We start from the raw sequence: 22,437 nt of genomic DNA on the forward strand, positions 1-22,437 counted from the left end.
CCTACCTTTCAACATAGTTTTAAAATAATAAATACTTTTTTATGATATAATAGTCCTAATTATTGATTAAGGAACGGTGATGATCCCTTGTATACTCAAAATCAGTATATTCTTCTATTCTTTGTCTATGGACTAGCTTTTTTCTCTATGGGGATTGCTGCCCTTCTTCAAAACACATCGGAGGAAAGTAGTTTTCCCCTTTTGAAATCAATCCATTACCTGGGGTATTTTGGAATTATCCATGGTATCACTGAATGGATTATTATGGTTAGATTTACTAGAATTTATTCTCAGTATAATAATAATCTATTAGTGCTAGGCACCTTTACTAACGGCCTTTCCTTCGTCTTCCTATGGATTTTTGGTGCAAAGCTACTTCAGAAAAAGGGAAAAGTAAAGATATTAATAAAAGGATTGCCATGGTTTCTCTTTGGAATGTGGTTTGTTGGTTTTTTTGTTTCCTATTCTATCTATCAAACAACCTCCCTCCACTGGATTTTTGTAGAAGACATTATGAGTAGATATTTTATCGGACTTCCTGCAGCCCTTATTTCTGCCTTTGCCCTCAATAAAAATGCTAAAGCCATGGAAAATTTAAACCTTAATAGCGTAGCTATGAAATTGAACGGCATGGCCTTCCTCTTTGGCCTGTATGCTTTTTTTGCTGGAGCTATCGTTGATAATAAAAGCTTTTTTCCATCTACTATTCTGAATAAAATCTTCTTTTTAAGAACCTTTGGTTTTCCTGTAGAATTAGGCCGTGCATTTGCTGCAGTAGGCATAACGATCTTGTTTGTTGGAGTCATTAAAATATTCAAATGGGAAATTGATAAAAAGATTGAGAGATTAAGCAAACAGCAAATTGTCAGTCAAGAGCGTAGAAAGCTAGGCCAAGAGCTTCATGATGTGATTATCCAAAACCTTTTTGCAACCGGGTTACATGTGGAAAATCTGATTGAAATAGAAACAAGGCCTGAACATCGTGAAAATTTGGATTATATAAAAACTAACCTAAATGAAGCGATTACGCAAATTCGCCAATTCATTGGTAAAGTATCAAGTCATGCAGTTGAAATTGAAGATTTAAAGCTCAAACTTACAAAGTTGATTAATAACTTCGAGAACACTTGTAACATTCCCATTGAACTCCGTTATAATGTGCCCGAAATCACCTTAGGCTCATTGTCTCATGAAAAGATAACAGAAATGTACTATATCATTCAAGAGGCCTTATCTAATGCTATTAAACATGCAAATGCTAATCAAATAACTGTTGATATTAGAACAACTCTTAACACAGTGGTTGCAGTAGTTAAGGACAATGGCACAGGATTTAATGAAGAAAAAGTGCCTAATCGTAATCATTATGGATTAATTTCTATGAAGGAGCGAGCATCAAGAATAAACGGATTGCTGGGTATTGAAAGTAATGAAAAAGGAACTATGATATCAGTTACTATTCCATGGGAGGAATCTGAAAATGTCTAAGAAAAATATTAGTGTTTTGCTGGTAGATGACCATGCCATAGTACGATGTGGTATACGATCATTAATAGAACGCAATTCTGGATTAGAAGTCTGCGGAGAAGCTGAAAATCTCCAGGAGGCTTATCATCAGGTGTCAGAGTGGAAGCCCGATATCGTTCTATTGGATATCAAATTACCTGATGGGGATGGAGCAGCAGGCTGTAGAGAAATCAAAAAGATATCTCCTGAGACAAAGGTAATTATTCTAACTGCCTTCGCAGAAGATGCTATCGTCCTAGAGGCTGTGCAGGCAGGGGCTGAAGGATATTTGCTAAAGAACATCGACAGTAAAAGTATTATTACCGCTATTCGAGATGTGGCAGCAGGCAAACCTGCATTAGATGCTTCTATTATTAGTAAAGTGTTAGACGTAGTAAAGGGTAAGCATCCAGTAGATGATTCATTAACTCCACAGGAAAGGAATATTCTTGAACTCATTAGTCAAGGAAAAACCAATAAAGAAATAGGACAAGAACTCTTTATCTCTGAAAAAACAGTGAGAAATAATGTAAGCAAGATTCTTCGAAAAATAAATGTGAACAATCGTACAGAAGCCGCCATATATTGGTCTAGACAAAAGTCCCTTAGATAAGGGACTTTTGTCCTTTTAAAGGGACATTTGACAAATATTCTACAACCTCATTTCAGTGTATGATAATAATGTAACAAGTATGTTACTTTCATAACAAGCTTTATTTAAGGTTTTTTGTTAAAAAATCAGTATAGGGGAGGAAAATTAATCATGAAGAAAAGAATCGCATTAGTTTTAGCAATTATACTTATAGCATCAATCTTTGTTGGTTGCGCTAAGCAAGCAGTAGAACCACAAAAAGAGGTAGGAAATGAGTCAAATGATATCGTTACTGATGTACTAGTAATCGGTGGCGGTGGAGCAGGTTTAGTATCAGCTATAACTGCAGCTGAAAATGGTGCAAACGTTATTTTAGTAGAGAAAATGCCAATGTTAGGTGGAAATACAATTATTTCAGCAACTGGATTAACAGCTTCTGACACTGCATTGCATGAAGAAGCAGGCATTCCTTTTACTGTTGAAGATCATATCGCAAGAACAATGGATATGGGTAAAGATTTACCGGATTTAGAACTAGTAACAATCTTAGCTGAAGAAAGTAACACCGCTTATGAATGGTTAGTTTCTTTAGGTTTAAGCTACAAGTTAAATGAAGAAGAACCATGGTGGATTATCCCAACAGAAGGTCACTATGGATCTCAATTAGTAAATGCCTATGTTTCAGAAGCAACGAAACAAGGGGTAGATGTTCGATTAGAGACAAAAGCAACTGAATTGGTTACAGAAGATGGAAAAGTTGTAGGTGCAAAAGTAGTTGACAAGGATGGTAAGGAGTTAGACATTAAAGCAAATGCTGTCATCCTAGCAACTGGTGGATTCGGTAACGCAGGAGACTTAATTGGAGAATACAATCCAAACTATGCAGGAGCTCACAGTATAATGAGTACAGCAGGTCCAACTGGAGATGGCTTTAGAATGGCAGTTGAAGTTGGAGCAGGAATGAGAGATATGGAATTCCATCAGATGAGACCATTAGCAACTCCTGGATACTGGATCAGAGAATCAGTAATCAGTGAAGAAGGTATTGGTGGTATCCTTGTAAACAAAGATGGTGCTAGATTTGCTAATGAAACTTTAAAACCATTAGATTTAGTACCAGAAATACTTGCACAAAAAGATAGAGTAGGTTATGTAATCTTTGATGCTGATGTATTTGAAACTAAGAATGGTACTGCGGCAGTAGGTAAAGGTAAAATGATCCAAACAGATACCATTGAAGAATTAGCAGAAGCACTAGGTTTAAATGCTGAGGCTGTAGGGGCTACAGTAGCAGCATACAATGAAGGTCAAGATGAGTTTGGTAGAGAAACAATGGGTAAAGTAACAAAGGCTCCTTTCTATGGAGTACAAGTAGCACCATCTTCTCACTACACAATGGCTGGTATCACCATCAATGCTGATACTCAAGTGACTGATGAAAATGGTGAAGCAATAGAAGGATTATATGCAGCTGGAGAAATTGTTGGTGGATTATATGGTTCAGGTCGTGTAGCTGGTAACAATACAACAGAAAACATCGTATTTGGTAAGAGAGCTGGGAAGCACGCAGCTGGCAAATAAATATATTCATGTTTAATTAAGTGCATCTTTTATAATAATAAGAACCTCTACTGGTGTCAATCTCCCCCGTTTGATCCCAGTAGAGGTTCATTTATATGCTTGTTAATCCATTAAACTTATATATATCATACTATTAGCAGGATCAAGTTCCATTGGCTTTTTGCAATAAGCTATTGGCTTTCTTAGATTGTCCTTTTTCTTTTAATAGATGGGCTCCTGATGCTAAGGTGCCGTAGGCTTGGTTAGGTTCTAATTTAGCAGAGCTAATAGGATTAGCTATATTGCAGGGTTTTTAGCCTTATTATTTCTTCTTTATTTCCAAGGTGTTCTTGAACTATCTCTTGTAAACCCTTCAATATATTTAGGTTCACCTCTAAACTCAATCCATCTACCGTTAATTCTCTCATTTTTGTACAGCCGTCAACGCCGCCTACATCAATAATAGCTTTCAGCATATTTTTTTCGGATTCCTCATTATGAAGTAATTGTTGGAATGTCAATATGGATAAGCCCGCCACGATAGCATACCCTCCCCAGTTGGATATATCGGCAATAATCAAATAATCCGCTTCGGTAACAGCTGTGATCCGCTCTCCTTCAGGAACTAATTGAGCAATCACGGACTTTACCTTTCCCATGCCCATTTCGTTTCCACCATCTCCTACTGCTACTGTTGTTATGCCTCTATGTTTAGATTCTTTCAATAATATATCCGTATCTGGAATAATAGTTCCTAAATCTTCTCCCCTCATGGAATAACAGCCGCCATCTGCTGCTCTACCGGGACGTTCTAACGCAACCACATGAGAAGGCTTATATTGATTTAACAATTGTACACAAAACGCCTCAGCACCATCATAAGGTACGATTTCTATAGGTACTTTTGTTTCTAGTACTTTGCAACACCCCATTAATAATTCTTCTGAATACTGATCTGATATCAAAACAACTTCTTTGCCTAGTTTTTGCAATCCAGCTGCTAAAGCAACTGCCCCCATCGGACCATCGGTTTCCCCTGTCATGGTGTCCTTTATACAGAAACCAGTGACAATCATTACTGTTGAAGCGCCGTACAATGTGACAACTGCCTCTTGAAAATCTTTTTCATCTGCAATTTTACTTATACCTCTATTTCCCATATCCTGTGTGATTCGTTGGTGCAGACTACGAAATATATCTTTATTACGCATCTTTATAACCCCCATCATTAGCATGCAAAAGCTACGAAATTTTCTCCAAATCAACACTTTTCAAACTATCAATCTCACTTATTGAAATCTTTTTTGATAATATGTAGGTTAATATAAAGGCTGCCACTATTCTAAATCCTAGTACTATGAAACCATTAGCCCCTACCGCTACAAAGATCAATGTATCTTCAAAAACAGCATGACAAGCAGCTAGAAAAGCCGTAATTAGAAACAGGTCTCTTTTAGAAAGATTTCCTTCCTTAGCTGTCTGAATAATTACTCCTGCCCCATAGGCAAGGCCAAAGATCAGTCCTACGAGGAGAGGCAGCACAGATTCATTAGAAGTATTAAATAACCTTGAGAAGAATCCAAAGGGTTTAGTAATCTTATCTAATATTTTATAATTCTTTAAAAGCTGTAAAGTAATCATGATAGGTATTACAATGATTGCTATAGAATAAATAGATTTTAAACTGCCAAAAGTGGCCTCCTTTACTATTTCTATCATAGGATTGCACCTACCCTTCCTAAAACAAATCCTGCTATTATTGCCAACCCAACTCTAATAGCAATTACCTTCGATACACTCATTCCTAGCTTTTTAGTTACTGCTGTTTCTACCAAAAGTGCATGAGAAAAAGAAAGCATCACTGAGATAATGGTGATTTCTGCCGGTGTAAGGGCAATGGCCTTAATAGCTGCAATCGCCGCAAACAAGTTCAAGAAATTACCTATAACTAAAATAATGGCAGCTTCTCCTGGTAAATTAAAGATTGCCATTACTGGTTTAAAGATTTCAGCAATCCAGTCAATTGCTGGTGTGTACTGTAGAAAGGTTACAACGAAGTATACTGGAATAATAACCTTGGCCAGCATCCAGGTTGTTTCCATACCTTTTTTTACACCTTCTTTTACAGAGCTTACAAACATACAGATCCTTCCTTCCTAGGTCAATATAATATATTATTGTATTCATATTATACCATGAAAATAAATAGAAGTATAAGTACTATATGTGATGCTTCAATCTCCTTCGGGCTAAGATTAAAAACAAAAGGGAAGCTAAAATCATCATACTTGTATATTTCAACACCTTAGTAACTTCCCCAAATTCAATCAACCTCATGGAGGCCATAGTTATTCCTTGAGGCGTCAACATGGCTAAAGCCCGCATTGGCTTTGGCAACAGATCTAATGACCAAAAACATCCGCCTATTATAGAGGTAATCATAATACCTATAGCATATATGCTCTGAATACCACCACTATAATTCATCATAGTTGCCAAATAGATGATCACGCTGATCCATAGTAGACTATAGATAGCAAGCATATATGTAATTTGACTTAAAGATATATCAAAGGGTATATTAAGTACATAGTAAAAAATGCTTAATAAAATTACTATATGAAAAATAGCTACAAGAAACATCGCAATAGCATTCCCCATAATAATCGCCGTAGAAGACGAGGAAATAATATATAAACGTCTTAATGTTCCTTCTTCCCGTTCCTTTACAATAGAGATTAAACCATATCCTAGAAACAGTGCTAAAAAAGTCATGAGAATCCCTATAGGTCCCTCTGTAAAACCCGCTATCATACCTCTGCTTTCTGACTCTGTACCATAATATACAGAAGTATAGTCTAACTGCATCAATTGCTGTGGATACCAGTAGGACTCTGATGTATCAAAAACTGCTTGCCACAATTTCTCTTTATCCTCTTCAGCTATTAACCCTCTATTTTTGTATTCACCTACTACCGTATTGGCTGCCCTTGCATTACTAATAAGCCGAACAACACTACTGGAAATGATTTCGCTAATAGCCTCTGCTCCATAGGAGGCAGAGGATTTCATAACCTCTATTTTAGGATAATCGTTGTTTTTGATGAGCATTTCAAAGTCGCTTTTTATAAGGTAAGCTCCCTCCACCTCATTATTAGCAACCATCTCATAAGCCCTCTTTTCATCTACTTCAATAATCTTTACGATCTCTTCTTCTTTAAGTAAATCTATTAAAAACCTAGAATATTCACTATTATCTTCATCCACTATAGCTATGGGGATGCCCTCTGCTAAATAGTCTGGGCTATAAATAGAACCAATAGCATAGACAAAAATGATTGGTAAAATAACCATGATGATTATAAAACCTTTAGAAGATAATAGCTCTTTTATCTTTACTTTTGCAATCGTTATTGTTTTCACTGATTCCCCCACCCTTCTCTCTTATTAAAGATATGGCATGTCAATAGAAGAGAAATGGTGCCTACTGCTGCTAGCAATAGAATGGAGGTGATCCCTTTTATAGGTACGCCTTCTAAAAATCCTAATAACCCCTTTAAAGACCAATAGTTAATAGTGAGCTTTGATAAGATTTGAAGGAAGTTAGGTAAATAAATGTAGGGAATAATCCCGCCTCCTATAAAAGTCATAAGCAACACCGTTATACTGCCTATCGATTCTAGCCTTTCTCTGGATTTTATCATGACTGCAGTCAACAGGCTTAAAGAGGAGATTGAAAAAATAATTGTTAAATATAGTAGTAGAATATAGAAATACTCCCTTTGCAACCCTCCTAACAGAAAATAAGCTCCTATCGTAAAAATCAAAAACGACTGCATCATTCCAATGATATAAATAGCTGCAAATTTCCCAACTATATAGTCAAATCCGCTGATTCCTGTCATCTTTATTCTATGTATAATTTTAGAGTCTTTTTCTTCTAGTAAAGTCTTCGCTCCTGAAAGGGAAGAGAACATGATAAAAATGATAATACCTGACGCTAAATAAAACTCAAAGGAAGATAAACTATTTACGCCTTTAATCGTATTTTTTTCAAATACATTATTGCGGGCAAAATAAACACTCAAGGTAATATCGTTAATCACCCAATCTATCTTCTTACTTCTTTCTTCGTAGGTCATATCTGTATTTTTATAATAGTCCCATACTGCATTCACTGCACTTTGACCCCCGGAAACGCTTTTCATATAGCTATTCATTATAGATTGAATCATATGAGATTTCAGAGGATGCGCTCGATTGGTAATTAGCTTTACAGAGTGATTGGTACCCGTCTCTAAGCTATGGACAAATCCTTCTGGAATGACAACTGCTGCAACAGCTAGATTATTCCTAACCTGATTCTCAGCTTGAATCGCATCCTGCATTATTTCAATATCTAATAATGCTTCTAAGTTTTTATCCTCTTGAATCTGTTGCATTAAAAAACTAGCCAATGGATGTTGATCTTCATTAACAACAACAATATTAAATTTATCTATATATACACCCTGCTGAAATAGATATTTAAACCCTATCGACATGAAAGAAATTATAATTACTGGCAATAACATCATAATAAAAATTCGTTTATAATCCTTCAAGATTACTGCTATTTCTCGAAGGAGGATTATAAATATGCTTCTCAAGCAGCCACCCCCTATCTTTTCAAGATAATCCATTGTAAGGGAAAAGGACTGGTGTATATACCAGCCCTAAGTTTTCTTAATAAAATGGAGCAAACATTGTCATAAATAATAGTTCGTAAAAGTCTATACTATTTTCAGCATGAATATCAGGTATTTCAATAGCTATTTGTTTGTTAATATCCCAAGTATCCGCCTCAGCCTTTACAGCAAGCCCTATGGACTGGTCATCCTCCTTAAAACTAATGGTTGCTTCGGTAATGGCTTTTACAACATTTGATTTATTATCAATAAACACATTATTTTGTATCTTGAAATTCTCAAAGTTCACATTCTGACGGATTTCATCAAACAACGCATCTATATCTTCGTCAGAAGCTTCTAAGATTTCTTCCAGATCACGTTTAAAGTCCTCTTCAGATGAATATGGGTCTACAGAGGATAAAATCTTAAATATCTGATTTCTAAACTCTTCATCCTTTAACATAGTTATAAGATTTTTTACTATATTGATAAGCTCTTCTTCATTAATGATGATCTCTATCTCTCTTGCCTTAACATTTTCAGTTCCAGCAGTAACACTTTGTTCTCCCTTATCTACTAACGCACTTTCACTTAAGGCATCTATACTAGAAGCTGCTATTTTTCTATATAATGCCATTAATTCTTCTTCATCAAAGTCTTTCAAATCCTGTTGTTCGGGCGCAAATTCCTCCATCAATGCATCTAGATCCATCACTATGTATTTATCAGCAAAACTTGGATCTCCGAAAAGCTGAGCTAGGAAAGGCATATGTATAGCAATTGTGTTGTCATATTGATATAAGCTGGCACTAAATGACATACCTCCTAAATCTAGTTTAAGCTCTGCTGCTGTTTTTTCTTCATTAAGATCGGTTTTTCCTTCTATAATGAGTTTAGCATTATTCAACATGTTGGCATACATAGCTAATTCTGGATCATAAATATTTGATGTGTTTACATTTAAGGAAAGTGCCATTTTAAATTGAGATGTATTGATCTCTTCTTCATTCAATATCGCCTCTGACAATGCTTCCCTAGCTGTCTTTGGTTTGCTGCAGGCTGTAAGCATTGTTATCATCATTATTGCAATCAGTAAAAATATCAGTCCCCGTTTTCTCTTAATCATACTTCTACCCCCTCTATTTTTTGACTCTAGCCTATATTAACATATCCTTATATTCTTGTCTATACAGTAGTTTTCTGTTGAAAGAAAAATTTCATAACTTCCTCTTCAAAAGTTTTAACAGTATCAAGTCCGTATTTTTTTAATTCCTTTATCGATTGATCAGCTATGATTTTTCCCTCATTTAAAAGAAGAATTCGGGTACAAAGATTAAGTATTTCATCCGTATGATGAGAAGCATATAAGATCGAGGTACCTTTGTTTTTTAAATCCTCCATGGCCTTTAATATATATTGCTTTGACTGTAAGTCTATTCCTACAGTTGGTTCATCCATAACCAAAATCTCAGGACTATTTAATAAAGCCACCGCTATATTGATTCGTCTCTTCATACCCCCTGATAATTCTTTGATTTTTTGGGTTTCTTTTAAGGATATAGCCACCATTTCTCCTGCTTCTTCACTTTTTATTCTTAGTTCTTCTCCCTTTAATCCATACAGCTCTCCGAAAAAATATAGATTTTCTTTTGCAGTCATATTGCCGTAAAGGGCAATCTCCTGAGGTACAAAGCCCATCAATCTTCTTATCTCCTTGTGTTCTTGAAGCCTTTTCTCATAATAAAGCACAGATCCTTTTGTAGGTTTTAGAAGCGTAGCAGCGATAGAAAGTATTGTAGACTTCCCTGCACCGTTTGGCCCTAACAATCCCACAATTTCTCCTTTTCCTAAAGTAAAACTTATGGCTTCTATTACTTTATTCGTTTTGTATCCATATTCAACATCTTGAAATTCTAATATCTTCATTTTTTTCAACCCCTATTTCATCTTGTGACTCTACATACTATTATATACGAATAATAGAAAAGACTCCACATTAAATCTGCTACGTAGACATGAGGACACAAAACTGGTGAAATGGAAAGAGAACTCCGAATTCAATTTCGGAGTTAAGAAGTTAAATAGAGATACCTGCCTCTTCAAATGTAATCATACTATTGATCATGTGACATGCAGCTTCAATGATTGGGAATACTAAAGCTGCTCCAGAGCCCTCTCCAAGACATAAATCCATATAAATCATAGGCTGGACACCTAATAATTCCGATGCTTTTTTACCTCCTACTTCTGCTGATGCATGGGAAGGTATTAAATAGTTTTTCACATTTGGGGCGATTTCTACAGCTATTAATGCAGCAGCTGTAGAAATATAGCCGTCCACTACAACGGGTATTCTATTAGCAGCTGCTGCCAGCATCACGCCTGCCATTCCACCTATCTCAAGACCACCAACCTTAGACAGTACATCAATAGCATCAGAAGCGTTAGGCATATTCGCAATGATAGCCTTTTCTATTACCTTGGCCTTGTGCTGAATCTCTTCTGGAGAAAGTCCTGCGCCTCTGCCAGTTATCTCCTTAGGATCAAAACCCCCTAAAACTGCTATAATTGCTGTGCTAGCTGTGGTATTTCCTATTCCCATTTCACCTGTTCCCAGTAAGTTAACGCCCTTTTTAATTTCATCTGTAGCCACTTCAATTCCTACTTCTAGGGCTTTTATAGCTTCTTCTCTTGTCATGGCAGGTCCCTTTGCCATATTATCAGTTCCATATTTAATCTTTCTCATAAGTACGCCACAACCAGCCTCTAAGTCTGCCTTTACTCCTATATCTACAGTAACAATCTTAGCTCCTGAAGCCTTTGCTAAGGTGCATACCCCTGTAACTCCCCTTGGAAAATTCATGGTTTGCATAACTGTCACCGCTTGAGGATTACCAGCTACCCCCTCTTCATAGACCCCATGATCTGCTGCCATGACAATGATGGCTTTGTTATCCACCACAGGGTGAATATTTCTAGTGATTCCCGCTAATTGTACAGCTATATCCTCCAATCGTCCTAAGCTCTTTGGTGGCTTTATCAGGTTGTCCACCCTCACCCTAGCTTTTTCCATCACCTCATTGTCTAGCCCGCTAATCATATCAATGGTTTTCTGTAATAGTTTCACACTATCCTCTCCTTATCATATTATTGAAAAAAATAAAAGTCTACAGTTTATTAGTGATTACCAATAAACTGTAGACTTTTCCATCATCCACGTTTCATAAAGTATCTAGGCAGGTCTCCTGACTAAGGTTCTTCGCTCCCCTGCACCTTCCCAGACAAAATATCTAGTGGTATTCGCAGTGAAGCTCCCCCTCACAGTGGCGGGTCCGCTGAAGATTTACACTTCATTCCCTATTCTCCTCAAAAAGAGGCACCTATTACTTTCTATACTATTTTCTCTTATTATAATATAACATACGGAAATTATCGTCAATAACTTTGTTATCCTTCCCATTGAACCTCAACAGTCTTCCATCTGCCCCGCTTATAACGAACTAACATCAATAAAGCCTCCACCATAAACTGCAGGGCTGTGGCTGCCCACACATAAGCGACATGTAATTGAAGTACAAATACGATTAAATAAATCAAAGGCATTCTCACAAGGAGATTGGTCACAAGAGAAATTTTGAAGGGTCCCTTTGTATCTCCTGCTCCCTTTAGAGCCCCTGATAAAACGATGGCTATGGCAATGGGGATTTGTTCAAAAGCTCCTACCCTTAAACAGACAGCAGCTATAGATACCGTCTCTTGATTTGTACTAAACAGCCTCATAATAGAGTAGGGTATACTAAAGAAGACTATGGCTACCAACCCCATCAGAATAGATGCAAAGAGGGTAGATTTTTTCGCGCTCTCATTGGCATCTTCTATATTTTTATCCCCTAAATTTTGTCCTACTAGGGTAGTAGCCGCTATGGCAAACCCATAGCCTGGCATAAAGGATATAGACTCTGCTGCTACCGCAAGAGAGTGAGCTGCAAAAGCCACAGTTCCCAATTGCGCTATCCAAAAAGCAGAAATCAACCTACTACCTTCATTCATAAGCATTTCCAGTCCCGCTGGAACACTAAGATTTACAATACTTTTTATTGTCTTACAATCCCATTTAAAAAAGTAGTCGTGCCTCAACTTTATTCCTGACTTTCCCCTTAGAAGAAAAAATATGGTAATACAAGCTCCTAGTGCCTGTGCAGCGCTTGTTGCAATAGCTGCTCCCCTCACCCCCATTTCAGGGAAACCAAACTTACCAAAGATCAAGACATAATCTCCAACAATATTAAAGACATTGGCAACAATGGCAGAAATTAAGGGAATAACAGTATTGCCAGTTCCTCTTAAAATGCCATTTCCAATCACCAATGGTATATAGAAAAAAAGACCTATAAAAACAATTCTTAGATAGTCTGATCCAAGGATAATAACCTCGGGATCCTCTATGATGGTGGTGAAAATATTTCTTGCATGGATAATCCCCAAGATTCCTAAGACACAGCTTATAAGAACGCCTATTAATAATGCCTGTGCTCCTATGTATTCAGCCTTATCCTTCTCCTTTGCACCAATATACCTCGCCACCATAGCAGTGGCTCCGATTCCCAATGCTCCAAAAATATTACCTATTGTAAACATGATGTGAGCTCCTAGATTTACCGAAGAAATAGCAGCTGGAGTCAATCTTCCTACCATAGCGGTATCTGCTGTCCACACTAGAGTATGCATCATCATTTCCATAATGGCAGGCCAGGCTAATAACAGTATTTGTTTTGATATATTTTTATTTTTCAATACAAGTATCCTCCTGCCTCAATAAATATCTACTATAAATCTATGATTAAATATATCATAAATAAATAGCACTTTCCACCCAGACTATGACTAGCCCCTTTAGCTTTGCGTCACTATCTTTCAATAGCTTTACCAAATATTTATTTATGTTAGTTATCATTATAAAGAGTAATGTATGGGTTTAAGCGCTACAATGGTGCTGCTAAATTTCTCGGATTTCTAGACCTCTAGATACCGTACTTTGTTTCCGGATTTATCAAGAAAATATTGAAAATCCTCTGTAGTGATTGTCAAAGTAGCAGTATTTACATTAGGGTGAAAGTTAATGAGTTCTCCCTTCTTTATCAGGTCCTCATCTATAATTACCTCTACCTCCTTATTGGTATCGTTAATAATACCAAAGGGTGAAACAGAACCTGCTTCTAGACCTAGATATTTTTCTAATCTTTGTTCTGAGGCAAAGCTGAGTTTCCCAACCCCAATCTCCCCAGATAGCCTATTGATATCTAGCCGTTTAGAGTTCTTCATAACCACAAGATAATGAAGGTTGCCTTTACTATTTTTCAAAAATAAGTTTTTACAATGAATGCCTTCAATATCTCCACATAGCCGTTCTGCCTCTGGCACAGTATAAACTGCAGGATGCCGATGCAGTTTATAAGAAATATTTAATAACTCTAAATGATCAAAAACCTTTTTTTCTCTATCCACCATAACCCTTTCATTCCCTTCCTCTTTTGTTTTTTTCTATTATACAAAAAATAAAACTATACCTTCTCTTTATTATACAATAAATCTTATACAATACAGAAAAAGCATGATTATTTCTTTGTTATCATTTTTAGTAAACCCTCTTCTTCACTAACCTTCCATTTAATTGGTTTAGGTAATTTAATAACTACGAAATTCTTTATGCAACTAACACTTATTTGCTATTTCAATAAGAGACCTTGTATTGAAACAAAAAACACAAAACCCCTCTCCTCCTGTATTTTGAGCCTAACAACATACAAGAAAAGCGAGGTTAAATATAGATGTTAAAAAATCAACACTATTTAAACCTTATATTATTTGATTAAACCCTAAATATTTATCTATACAGGTGTACGCCCCTAAATTTTAATATACTTACTAAAGGTTACATTTGCAATCCTCGGCTATGATTTTCTCAATCAATTTATGAATATATTTCTATTCTTCTTCTTCATCAACCTTTTCCATTTTGGAAATGGACACTTCGTAGGCTACTCTATTGATAGCTGTGCCATCACCTAATTTCTTTTGATACTGCCTGCTTTGTATTCGTCCCCATATTCTAATGCGATTTCCCACATCTAGCTTTGATGAAAATCTAGCATTTCTACCCCAAGCGATACAGGGAATATAGTCAGACTTATTATAGGACCTATTGACAGCTACTAATAAATCTGTAATCTCTCTTCCGAAAGGTGTTTCCCTATATATTGGTTGTTTACAGATAAATCCGTCCAAATAGATCTGATTAGGATTTTTTACTTCCTCTTCATCTGTTTTAACAATATCTCGAACAAATATTGTTAAAACTAATTTATTATTACCATTAATAAATTTATTGTAAGACCTCAACTGACCCTCAACATTAACATAATCTCCATCCTTTAATTGCAGATCCACTAGAAGTCTTTCGGAAACAGTTAAAGGCAAATGATCGCTGGAATCACTCAGTCGAGGTATTTCTATTGTATATAAGTAAAAACCTTCTCCGTAGATTTCATGGCTAAATTCTCTCTCTCCCAGTATTTTCCCAACTAACGTTACAGTATTACTCTCCATCACATGGTCTGACATAACACCCAAATCCCCTTTCTATTCTTATGTTTATTTTTGGACGAATCTATAAACATTATTATTCATAAACTAAGGAGATTATGTCTTTTAACAGCATCTTTTATGAAAATTTTTAAAATATATTAATGTCTAGGTATTATGTCTGGAAATTTTCTTTTTTCATTTATTTTTTCCACATACTTGCTTGCTTTTATTATACTCATACATACTTCAGCACCATGATTCATTCCTTGAGCTCCCAAGAGCATTAGCATATCTCCCTTTTCTAACATGTTAACTGCTTTTTTGATGCTGTCTTTTAGATTATCTTGATACTTAAAAAAGATATTATTTCTACTCAAAACCTTAATAAAGATATCCCTTTCTTCTTTACTAACAACATCCATGAAATCCGTATAATCGGAGCTAGAGGTTATAATCATATCCTCTATTTTAAGTATTGGATGCCACTGCTTTAATACTTCTGCTATTTCATAATTTATATCTATCCCTCTACTGCCTCTAATGGCATTGACAATATACAAATTACGGTACTGCATACTTTGAATGCTCTCAAATACTGCCTCATAGCTGGCTGGATTATGGGAGAAATCATCAATAATGGTGTACGCTCCCTTATAAATAATCTCCATTCTCCTGGGTACACCAGCAAAGTTTTTTATGGAATTCGCTATCTGATTTATAGGCACGTCCAAAATCAAACCACAGGTTACAGCTGCTAATATGTTATAAATATTATGTTTTCCTAAAAGGCTGGTTTTGATTGGATATTCAAAGGCTTCTATATCTACACCAGCCATAGTGGTTAACCCTCTTTGCAAACAAAAAGTAAAGGAGGTTGTAAAATCTGTGTCGATACTGGATGCAGTAATGGTAGCCTTAGCACCTAATCCGTAAGTAACCACAAGAATATGATTGTTATTATCTAATAGTCTCAAACTATGATCATCGTCCAAATTAATTATTGCTATCTTTCCCTGAGGTAAATAATCAAACAGCTTTTTCTTTGAAGCGATATAATCTTCTAATGTCTTATGAAAGTTCATATGGTCTCTTTCAATATTGGTATGAATAGCAATATCATATTTAATCCCCCACACCCTGTCATTTTTCAAACCATGAGAGGATACCTCCATTACTACAACCTCTACCTTTTCCTTCACCATTTTGTTTAGATAAGCGTAGATTACTTCAGCATCGGGGGTTGTGAGCTTTGTTTTATATTCTTTATCATTAATCTTTACATTTAAAGTGCCTATTAGTCCGGTAGAAATGCCATAGCTTTTTAGCATATGATAGATCAAATGAGTTGTAGTTGTTTTGCCATTAGTTCCAGTTACACCAATAACCTTCAGTTTTTCAGAAGGGTAATCGTAGAAAGCATTACATAAATCCCCTAATATTTGTCTAGAGTTCTCCACTTTTTTTACAAGTACGTTCTCCTTGACTATGTCACTTTCAGTAAAAATAATAGAGGCACCTTTATCTATGGCCTCATCAATAAAATCATTACCATCTTTTTCTTCTCCTTTTAATGCCACAAATACATAGCCCTTCTTAACTTTTCGAGAATCACAAGTAACACCTTTAATCTCTATATTATCAATAATCATTTACTCATCTCCTCTATATCCGCTTCTTCACAGTAGTAATATATTTTGTAGTTGATGAGTAAATTATGTATTTTGGATTGATAGTTAGTTTACTTTCTTTTGTCTTCCTGAAGAATTCATTGTGTAGTAATATTAATATTCATATCTTACATTCAGATACAGCTATCTCTTCTATCTTCATATGATCACCTTTGTATACACTTTATTCTTCTTCCGAGATTAATCCTAGCCTTTTCAAAACCTCGACAAACTTGGCTGTATTTATAGGCTTAGCAGCATAGGCTTCGCTACCGATCTCAAATGCATTCTGTACAAATTGTGTTTCTGCTAGAGCTGTGGTCATAATAACTTTAGAACGTCTTTCAGGAAGGATTCCCTGTTGAGTTTCCAAATCCCTAATTGCCTTCAAAGCCTTTACCCCATCTACCTTAGGCATCATAATATCCAGACAGATAAGATCATATGGTTTTTTCTCTTTAAAGGCCATCAAAAAAGCATCCAAAGCTTCCAAACCATCTACCACTAAATCACATTCCCCATACTTTGAAAGAAATTTGAATAAAAATTTTCTACTTGCTAAATCATCTTCTGCTATAAGTATTCTCACTTCTCTACCTCCTTTCACCAAACAATAGATTCTCTATATATTTTAAATTCATCTTTAATTCTTTCAATGTATTTGACAGCTTCCTCCAAACTCCCACGCCTTGCCGCCAGTTCTATTTTAAATGCTCCGTCTTTTATGCCAATAGCATCAATCTCGTTGGATATAATTTTAATATTATGGGCTATATTTTCAATAAGCATAATATTATTACTCTCCATAGCTATATCAATTTTCTTAATATATTCAGCAATCTCAGAAAGTGCTGAGATGATCTGCTTATTTGATGAGGGTAGATTTTTGCTTGTAAATGTGACTTCTCCATTCTCTGTAAGTACCACGTTATCTGGCATGAAATCTCTCCACTTGCCTTGGACTGTTACAATGTTATCAAGTATATAAAACAGCTCCCTCATCTGTATAGGTTTTGAAACATATCCATCCATTCCTAAAGTTAAAAATCTTTCTCTATCCCCCTGTAAAGCGTAGGCTGTCATAGCGATGATGGGAATTTGCTTGCCCATAACTTCTCTCTCCTTTATCCTCCTAGTTGCTTCAACGCCGTCCATTTCTGGCATCTGGATATCCATCAAAATCACATCATATTTTCCTGGTTGAAATAATACCACCGCCTCTTTACCATTGTTTGCAGTTTCAACCCTATGACCCTTTTTTTTGAGCATTTTCATAATGACCTTTTGATTAATAGCATCATCTTCAACGAGGAGGATATTCATAGATTTTGTTGTCTTAGATACCTGTTGCGGTAGTTGTTCGGTCTTTTCCACCACCTGACTACCAACCTTGAATTTCAATATAAAGTGAAAAGTGCTGCCTTTTCCTTTTTTGCTCTCAACCCATATTCTTCCTCCCATAGCTTCAAGAAGTTGCTTTGATATAGCAAGCCCAAGTCCTGTACCTTCAAATCTTTTTGTGAAGGATTCATCAATCTGACTAAAACTCTTAAAGAGCCTTCCTAAATCCTCAGAGGCAATCCCTATTCCTGTATCTGATACAATAAATTTCAATTCTACTTCATTATCAAGATTCATTGTTTTTTTTATTGTTACAGTAATGTCGCCACAGTTAGTAAACTTTATTGCATTACTTATTAGATTATTCAGCACCTGTCGAAGTCTGTTTGGATCACCTACAAGGAATTTAGGTATAGTAGAAGAAAAGCTGTAATTTAACTCAAGTCCCTTTTCTTCTACACGAGAAGAGTGCATTTTAATAATCTCCTCCACAAGTTCCTTTATATTAAAGTTAACATTCTCAATAGATAGTTTGCCCGCTTCCATTTTAGAAAAGTCTAGAATATCATTAATGATTTCTAGAAGTGAATTTGCACAGGATTTTGCAGTAGCCAGATTATCTTTTTGTTCATCATCTAAATTAGTAAGCAAAGTAAGATCTACCATTCCAACAATGCCGTTGATAGGGGTGCGGATTTCATGGCTCATGTTAGCCAAAAACTCACTCTTGGACTTATTTGCGGCTACTGCCTCTTCTTTTGCTGTTACTAGTTGAATTTCTGACTGTTTTATATGTGTGATATCCGTGATAAGCATGGCTATATGCTTTCCCTCAGGACTGTATATTGAAACTGAATACCATCTACCAAAAGAATCCAAGTAAATTTCATTAATATGCACACTTTTCCCACGTTCCAGTGTGTTTACATATTTTTGTATGTTTTCTATAAGCACAGCTTTATCCTGAGGAAACAGTTCGGTATAGCGTCTACTAATAATGTATTTTTTTGTCATACCAGACATTTTCTCAAAGGCCTCATTTACTTCAATAAATTTCAAATCACTAGGAACTTCTTCATCATTGTAAATCACTTTACAATAAGCATAACCATTGTTCATATTCATGAAAAGAGATCGATATTTTGCCTGACTTTCAAGTATTCTCTTTTGTGATTTTTTCCGTTCTGAAATATCTCTAATAATACTTAACAGCACTCTTCCATTGTTTAAAGTAGTACTTTGAGTACTTACCTCTACCTCAAAACAGCTTCCATCCTTCCGTCGATGGACAGTTTCAAAGAAAATTCCCTTTTCAACGACTTGTTTCGTTTGCCCCTTTGTATATTCTATACCTCCACGAATGTCGAAAATCTTTAATGTAAGTAGCTCTTCATAACTATAGCCATAAGCTTTTACTGCCGCCTTATTTGCTTCAACAATTCTGCCATCCATATCTATAAATAGGATAATATCCCGGGCATTTTCTGAAAGCAACTGATAACGCTGTAGATTTTCTTTAGCTTCTTTACTTTTAGTGATATCATAAATTGAACCTATGTAACCATCAAATTTTCCCTCCAGGTCATAATAAGGAGCTCCTGCAACTAGGCACCATCTATACTCACCGTCATATCGACGAAAACGAATCTCTAATTGAAATGAATCTTCTTTACTCATGGCTTCAGTACTGACTTCTACATATCTATCCAGGTCTTTTGGATGAATAACATTGGTCCAGCCATAACCTGATAATTCTTCAAGGGCACTTCCCGTAAAATCCTTCCATGATCTACTGACGTAATTACATTCCACTCCTTTGTCTGTCTTCCAGACCAAAGAAGGAATCTGATTCAAAAGATTATTGCAATAGTCTCTAGATTTTAAAACAGTAAGCTCTTGATTTTTTCTTTCAGTAATATCCATCAATGTCACAATAGAATTTCTTCTTCCATTTGTTATTATAGGTGTAACGCTTGCTCTAAACCAAAACTCCCTTTTCTTGCCATCCTTTGTAAATATCTTATTGAATTCGATGTTGCTTGTGGATTGACTATGGTCAAAAGCTAAAACAATTGCTTTTCTAATTTCACAATCGGAACATTTGGATCCATAACCACAGCCTCCTTCATCCTCGGTACTTTCCGCACAATTAAAGCTATCACCAAAATGGCTTCCAATCACCTGCTCTCTTTTCTTGTTGGTTAAGATTAAAGCAGCATCATTGACTTGACTAATCACAGCTATTTCATCTAAAATCACCATACCTACAGGTGCGTTATTAAATATGGCTTTTAAATTATTTCCTTCATTTAAACTCTCCATTTCCAAAGTCTTTAGCCTAGTAATATCACGAAATACTACGACAACGCCAGTAGCAACTCCATCTGAATCTCTAATTGGAGAACAGCTGGCAGAAATAAATTTCTGTTCTCCACTCTTAGTTATAATTATAGACTTGTTTTTAAGACCTATCGTCATATCAGCTTTAAGGGCTCTGAAAATTGGGCCTTCTAATTCTTCCCTTGTATCCACCTCAAAAATTGGAAACACCCTATCAAAATCTTGTTTATAAGCGTCATTTGCCTTCCAACCTGTAATCTCTTCTGCCGTTATATTCATATATATAATTTTGCCTAAAAGGTCAGTTGAGATGACACCGTCACCCATAGAAGACAGAATCGCAGTTGTAAAGTTATATTCTTTTCCAGAGCATTTTCTATTCAGCATTGTTAACACACCTTTACCTTCTAGATTCTAATCAGAATTCACGTTATGATATAGGTTTAGTCTTTTCTAGTATTTCCCAAATTCTCTGTCACTTAATGCAATGTTTAGCTTTGGGGCAGCAGTTTCATTATGAACCTCCTCCATAGAGCTTGCATTTGCTTTTTTGTTTTTCGACATACCTTCCAGCATTTTTAATACTTCCGGACTGATTTCATCTAATTTATTATACATCCTAGCATTTTGCTTCAGTTTAAATCTACTGACCATTTCTTTTAAGAGTTCTGCCTGGCCTGAAAGTTCTTCACTTGCAGCAGCACTTTCTTCTGAAGTAGCGGAGTTAGTCTGAACCACCTCTGATACCTGCATGATTCCCTCATTAATCTGTCCAATACCTGTAGCCTGTTCATTAGAAGCAATTGCAATATCATCAACAAGATTTGCTACTTTTTCAATGCCGTTTACAATTTTATTAAGAGCTTCAGCAGTTTCTTCTGCAATCTTTGTGCCATCTTCAGTCTTCTTGATTGAACCTTCAATCATATCTGTTGTTTCTTTTGCTGCATTTGCTGAACGTTCAGCTAGATTTCTTACTTCTTCTGCCACAACTGCAAAACCTTTACCATGTTGTCCAGCTCGTGCAGCCTCAACCGCTGCATTTAATGCAAGAATGTTGGTTTGAAATGCAATTTCATCAATAACTTTGATAATCTTGGAGATATTGGCAGAAGACTCATTAATTTCTTCCATAGCCTTAAGCATCCCCTTCATCTGGGCATCACCCTGCACAGCATTTAATTTGGCATTTTCAGCCAATTCATTGGCCTGATTAGCGTTCTGCGCATTTAGTTTTGTCTGGGAAGATATTTCCTCAAGGGAAGCTGTCAGCTCCTCAATTGAGCTTGCCTGTTCAGTGGCACCTTGAGAAAGATCTATACTTGAATCAGATACCTGTTTTGATCCCGATGCCACCTGCTCTGCTGCCAAACTCATGTTACTCATAATTTCATTTAAGTTGTCAGCCATCATTGCAAAGGATTTAGCTAACATACCTACTTCATCTTTAGAATCAATATCTATATCTACATCAAGGTTACCTTCTGCAATATCATCTGCAACCCTAACAAGTTTGTTAAGAGGCTTACTTATTAGATTTGCCACTAATAAGCCAAGCATAATAGCAAGTACTACTCCTACTATTATCACTATTATCATAATAAAAGTTTGAGATTTATAATTATCAGCATTATTATTTACTGTCGCTGTTGCACGATTTGTTTTATAGTCAATTAGCGCTTGTAAGTTTTCATCAACCTGGATTCTTGCCTCTGTAACTAGATGAAGTACAGCTAAGGCATCATCATATCTCTGTTCTCTAACCATCCCTAGATTTTCATCTCGGACTTCTCGATAGACTACCATACTATTCATTAATTTGTTATATAAAGTACGCTCTTCTTCATTTTTAATAGTTTTTTCATAGCTTTGCAGTAGCTCATTACTTTGTGCTACTTGTCTGTTAATTTGCTCTGTTCTTGTATTAAATCTATTTGGGTCTTGTTCATAGACTACTAGGAGTTGATTAGCACGTACGTCCTGTAAAGCAGTTTGAATTGTAGCAAGATCTAAACTTGGCAAAAAATCGTTATTATACATATCAACACTGCTTGTATTTATAATACGCATATTACTAATTCCAAGGAAACCTACAATACCTGTGAAAATAGCAACAATTATAAAGCACGCTATAAGTTTTATTCTTGTTTTAAGATTATTAAACCATTGCATTCTT

The 22,437-nt window shown here is 35.8% G+C and carries 18 protein-coding genes and 1 riboswitch; of the genes, 3 read left to right on the forward strand and 15 right to left on the reverse strand.

The window, feature by feature from the left end:
• Positions 1–87: 87 nt before the first annotated feature.
• From CHB72_RS04195 to CHB72_RS04205, 3 genes are all read left to right on the forward strand, one after another.
• Positions 88–1,488 (forward strand): sensor histidine kinase, encoded by a 1,401-nt coding sequence (locus CHB72_RS04195; RefSeq protein WP_089281614.1) that lies wholly within the window; start codon positions 88–90, stop codon positions 1,486–1,488.
• On the forward strand, positions 1,481–2,119 hold the full coding sequence (locus tag CHB72_RS04200) for a response regulator (RefSeq protein ID WP_089281615.1): 639 nt from the start codon (positions 1,481–1,483) through the stop codon (positions 2,117–2,119). The genes CHB72_RS04195 and CHB72_RS04200 overlap by 8 nt, the downstream gene beginning before the upstream one ends.
• A gap of 150 nt (positions 2,120–2,269) precedes the next feature.
• Positions 2,270–3,679, forward strand: coding sequence for an FAD-dependent oxidoreductase (locus CHB72_RS04205; RefSeq protein ID WP_089281616.1), 1,410 nt, complete (start codon positions 2,270–2,272; stop codon positions 3,677–3,679).
• Between the two features lie 272 nt (positions 3,680–3,951).
• On the opposite strand, the gene CHB72_RS04210 is transcribed toward CHB72_RS04205, so the two are convergent.
• The 15 genes from CHB72_RS04210 to CHB72_RS04280 form a co-directional block, all read right to left on the reverse strand.
• Positions 3,952–4,869: a DUF4392 domain-containing protein gene (locus CHB72_RS04210; RefSeq protein ID WP_176431188.1), complete on the reverse strand. Its 918-nt coding sequence runs from the start codon at positions 4,867–4,869 to the stop codon at positions 3,952–3,954.
• 31 nt (positions 4,870–4,900) lie between these two features.
• Positions 4,901–5,377: a nucleoside recognition domain-containing protein gene (locus CHB72_RS04215; RefSeq protein WP_176431189.1), complete on the reverse strand. Its 477-nt coding sequence runs from the start codon at positions 5,375–5,377 to the stop codon at positions 4,901–4,903.
• A complete protein-coding gene (locus tag CHB72_RS04220; RefSeq protein WP_089281618.1) occupies positions 5,374–5,799 on the reverse strand; it encodes a nucleoside recognition domain-containing protein in 426 nt (141 codons plus the stop codon). The genes CHB72_RS04215 and CHB72_RS04220 overlap by 4 nt, the downstream gene beginning before the upstream one ends.
• 79 nt (positions 5,800–5,878) lie before the next feature.
• Positions 5,879–7,081, reverse strand: coding sequence for an ABC transporter permease (locus CHB72_RS04225; protein WP_089281619.1), 1,203 nt, complete (start codon positions 7,079–7,081; stop codon positions 5,879–5,881).
• Positions 7,078–8,307: an ABC transporter permease gene (locus CHB72_RS04230; protein WP_176431190.1), complete on the reverse strand. Its 1,230-nt coding sequence runs from the start codon at positions 8,305–8,307 to the stop codon at positions 7,078–7,080. The genes CHB72_RS04225 and CHB72_RS04230 overlap by 4 nt, the downstream gene beginning before the upstream one ends.
• Before the next feature lie 76 nt (positions 8,308–8,383).
• A complete protein-coding gene (locus CHB72_RS04235) occupies positions 8,384–9,454 on the reverse strand; it encodes a hypothetical protein (protein ID WP_089281621.1) in 1,071 nt (356 codons plus the stop codon).
• Positions 9,455–9,513: 59 nt separating this feature from the next.
• Positions 9,514–10,254 carry an ABC transporter ATP-binding protein gene (locus CHB72_RS04240; protein ID WP_089281622.1) on the reverse strand — a complete coding sequence of 247 codons (741 nt, stop codon included), beginning with the start codon at positions 10,252–10,254 and terminating at the stop codon, positions 9,514–9,516.
• 151 nt (positions 10,255–10,405) lie between these two features.
• Complete coding sequence (gene cobT, locus CHB72_RS04245) at positions 10,406–11,455, reverse strand: nicotinate-nucleotide--dimethylbenzimidazole phosphoribosyltransferase (RefSeq protein ID WP_089281623.1); 1,050 nt, start codon at positions 11,453–11,455, stop codon at positions 10,406–10,408.
• Between the two features lie 91 nt (positions 11,456–11,546).
• Positions 11,547–11,727: riboswitch (cobalamin riboswitch) on the reverse strand.
• A gap of 48 nt (positions 11,728–11,775) precedes the next feature.
• Positions 11,776–13,122: an MATE family efflux transporter gene (locus CHB72_RS04250; protein ID WP_207652496.1), complete on the reverse strand. Its 1,347-nt coding sequence runs from the start codon at positions 13,120–13,122 to the stop codon at positions 11,776–11,778.
• A 219-nt stretch (positions 13,123–13,341) separates the two neighbouring features.
• Positions 13,342–13,836: a prolyl-tRNA synthetase associated domain-containing protein gene (locus CHB72_RS04255; RefSeq protein ID WP_089281624.1), complete on the reverse strand. Its 495-nt coding sequence runs from the start codon at positions 13,834–13,836 to the stop codon at positions 13,342–13,344.
• Between the two features lie 477 nt (positions 13,837–14,313).
• A complete protein-coding gene (locus CHB72_RS04260; protein WP_089281625.1) occupies positions 14,314–14,949 on the reverse strand; it encodes a single-stranded DNA-binding protein in 636 nt (211 codons plus the stop codon).
• A gap of 122 nt (positions 14,950–15,071) precedes the next feature.
• Entirely contained in the window at positions 15,072–16,562 is a 1,491-nt protein-coding gene (locus CHB72_RS04265) for a Mur ligase family protein (RefSeq protein WP_089281626.1), read from the reverse strand.
• 202 nt (positions 16,563–16,764) lie between these two features.
• On the reverse strand, positions 16,765–17,169 hold the full coding sequence (locus tag CHB72_RS04270) for a response regulator (RefSeq protein ID WP_089281627.1): 405 nt from the start codon (positions 17,167–17,169) through the stop codon (positions 16,765–16,767).
• 14 nt (positions 17,170–17,183) lie between these two features.
• Entirely contained in the window at positions 17,184–20,648 is a 3,465-nt protein-coding gene (locus tag CHB72_RS04275; RefSeq protein WP_089281628.1) for a PAS domain-containing hybrid sensor histidine kinase/response regulator, read from the reverse strand.
• Between the two features lie 66 nt (positions 20,649–20,714).
• The gene (locus CHB72_RS04280) at positions 20,715–22,433 is read right to left on the reverse strand and encodes a methyl-accepting chemotaxis protein (protein WP_089281629.1); all 1,719 of its coding nucleotides are present in this window, start codon (positions 22,431–22,433) and stop codon (positions 20,715–20,717) included.
• Positions 22,434–22,437 lie beyond the last annotated feature (4 nt).

The organism is Anaerovirgula multivorans (genome assembly GCF_900188145.1).
GTDB classification, from domain to species: Bacteria; Bacillota; Clostridia; order Peptostreptococcales; family Natronincolaceae; genus Anaerovirgula; species Anaerovirgula multivorans.

Bases quoted from the DNA above. Each gene is read 5' to 3' on its own strand.
- CHB72_RS04200 (WP_089281615.1), top strand. From the start codon at position 1,481: ATGTCTAAGAAAAATATTAGTGTTTTGCTGGTAGATGACCATGCCATA.
- CHB72_RS04205 (WP_089281616.1), top strand. From the start codon at position 2,270: ATGAAGAAAAGAATCGCATTAGTTTTAGCAATTATACTTATAGCATCA.
- CHB72_RS04210 (WP_176431188.1), bottom strand. From the start codon at position 4,869: ATGCGTAATAAAGATATATTTCGTAGTCTGCACCAACGAATCACACAG.
- CHB72_RS04215 (WP_176431189.1), bottom strand. From the start codon at position 5,377: ATGATAGAAATAGTAAAGGAGGCCACTTTTGGCAGTTTAAAATCTATT.
- CHB72_RS04220 (WP_089281618.1), bottom strand. From the start codon at position 5,799: ATGTTTGTAAGCTCTGTAAAAGAAGGTGTAAAAAAAGGTATGGAAACA.
- CHB72_RS04235 (WP_089281621.1), bottom strand. From the start codon at position 9,454: ATGATTAAGAGAAAACGGGGACTGATATTTTTACTGATTGCAATAATG.
- CHB72_RS04240 (WP_089281622.1), bottom strand. From the start codon at position 10,254: ATGAAGATATTAGAATTTCAAGATGTTGAATATGGATACAAAACGAAT.
- CHB72_RS04255 (WP_089281624.1), bottom strand. From the start codon at position 13,836: ATGGTGGATAGAGAAAAAAAGGTTTTTGATCATTTAGAGTTATTAAAT.
- CHB72_RS04260 (WP_089281625.1), bottom strand. From the start codon at position 14,949: ATGTCAGACCATGTGATGGAGAGTAATACTGTAACGTTAGTTGGGAAA.
- CHB72_RS04265 (WP_089281626.1), bottom strand. From the start codon at position 16,562: ATGATTATTGATAATATAGAGATTAAAGGTGTTACTTGTGATTCTCGA.
- CHB72_RS04275 (WP_089281628.1), bottom strand. From the start codon at position 20,648: ATGCTGAATAGAAAATGCTCTGGAAAAGAATATAACTTTACAACTGCG.
- CHB72_RS04280 (WP_089281629.1), bottom strand. From the start codon at position 22,433: ATGCAATGGTTTAATAATCTTAAAACAAGAATAAAACTTATAGCGTGC.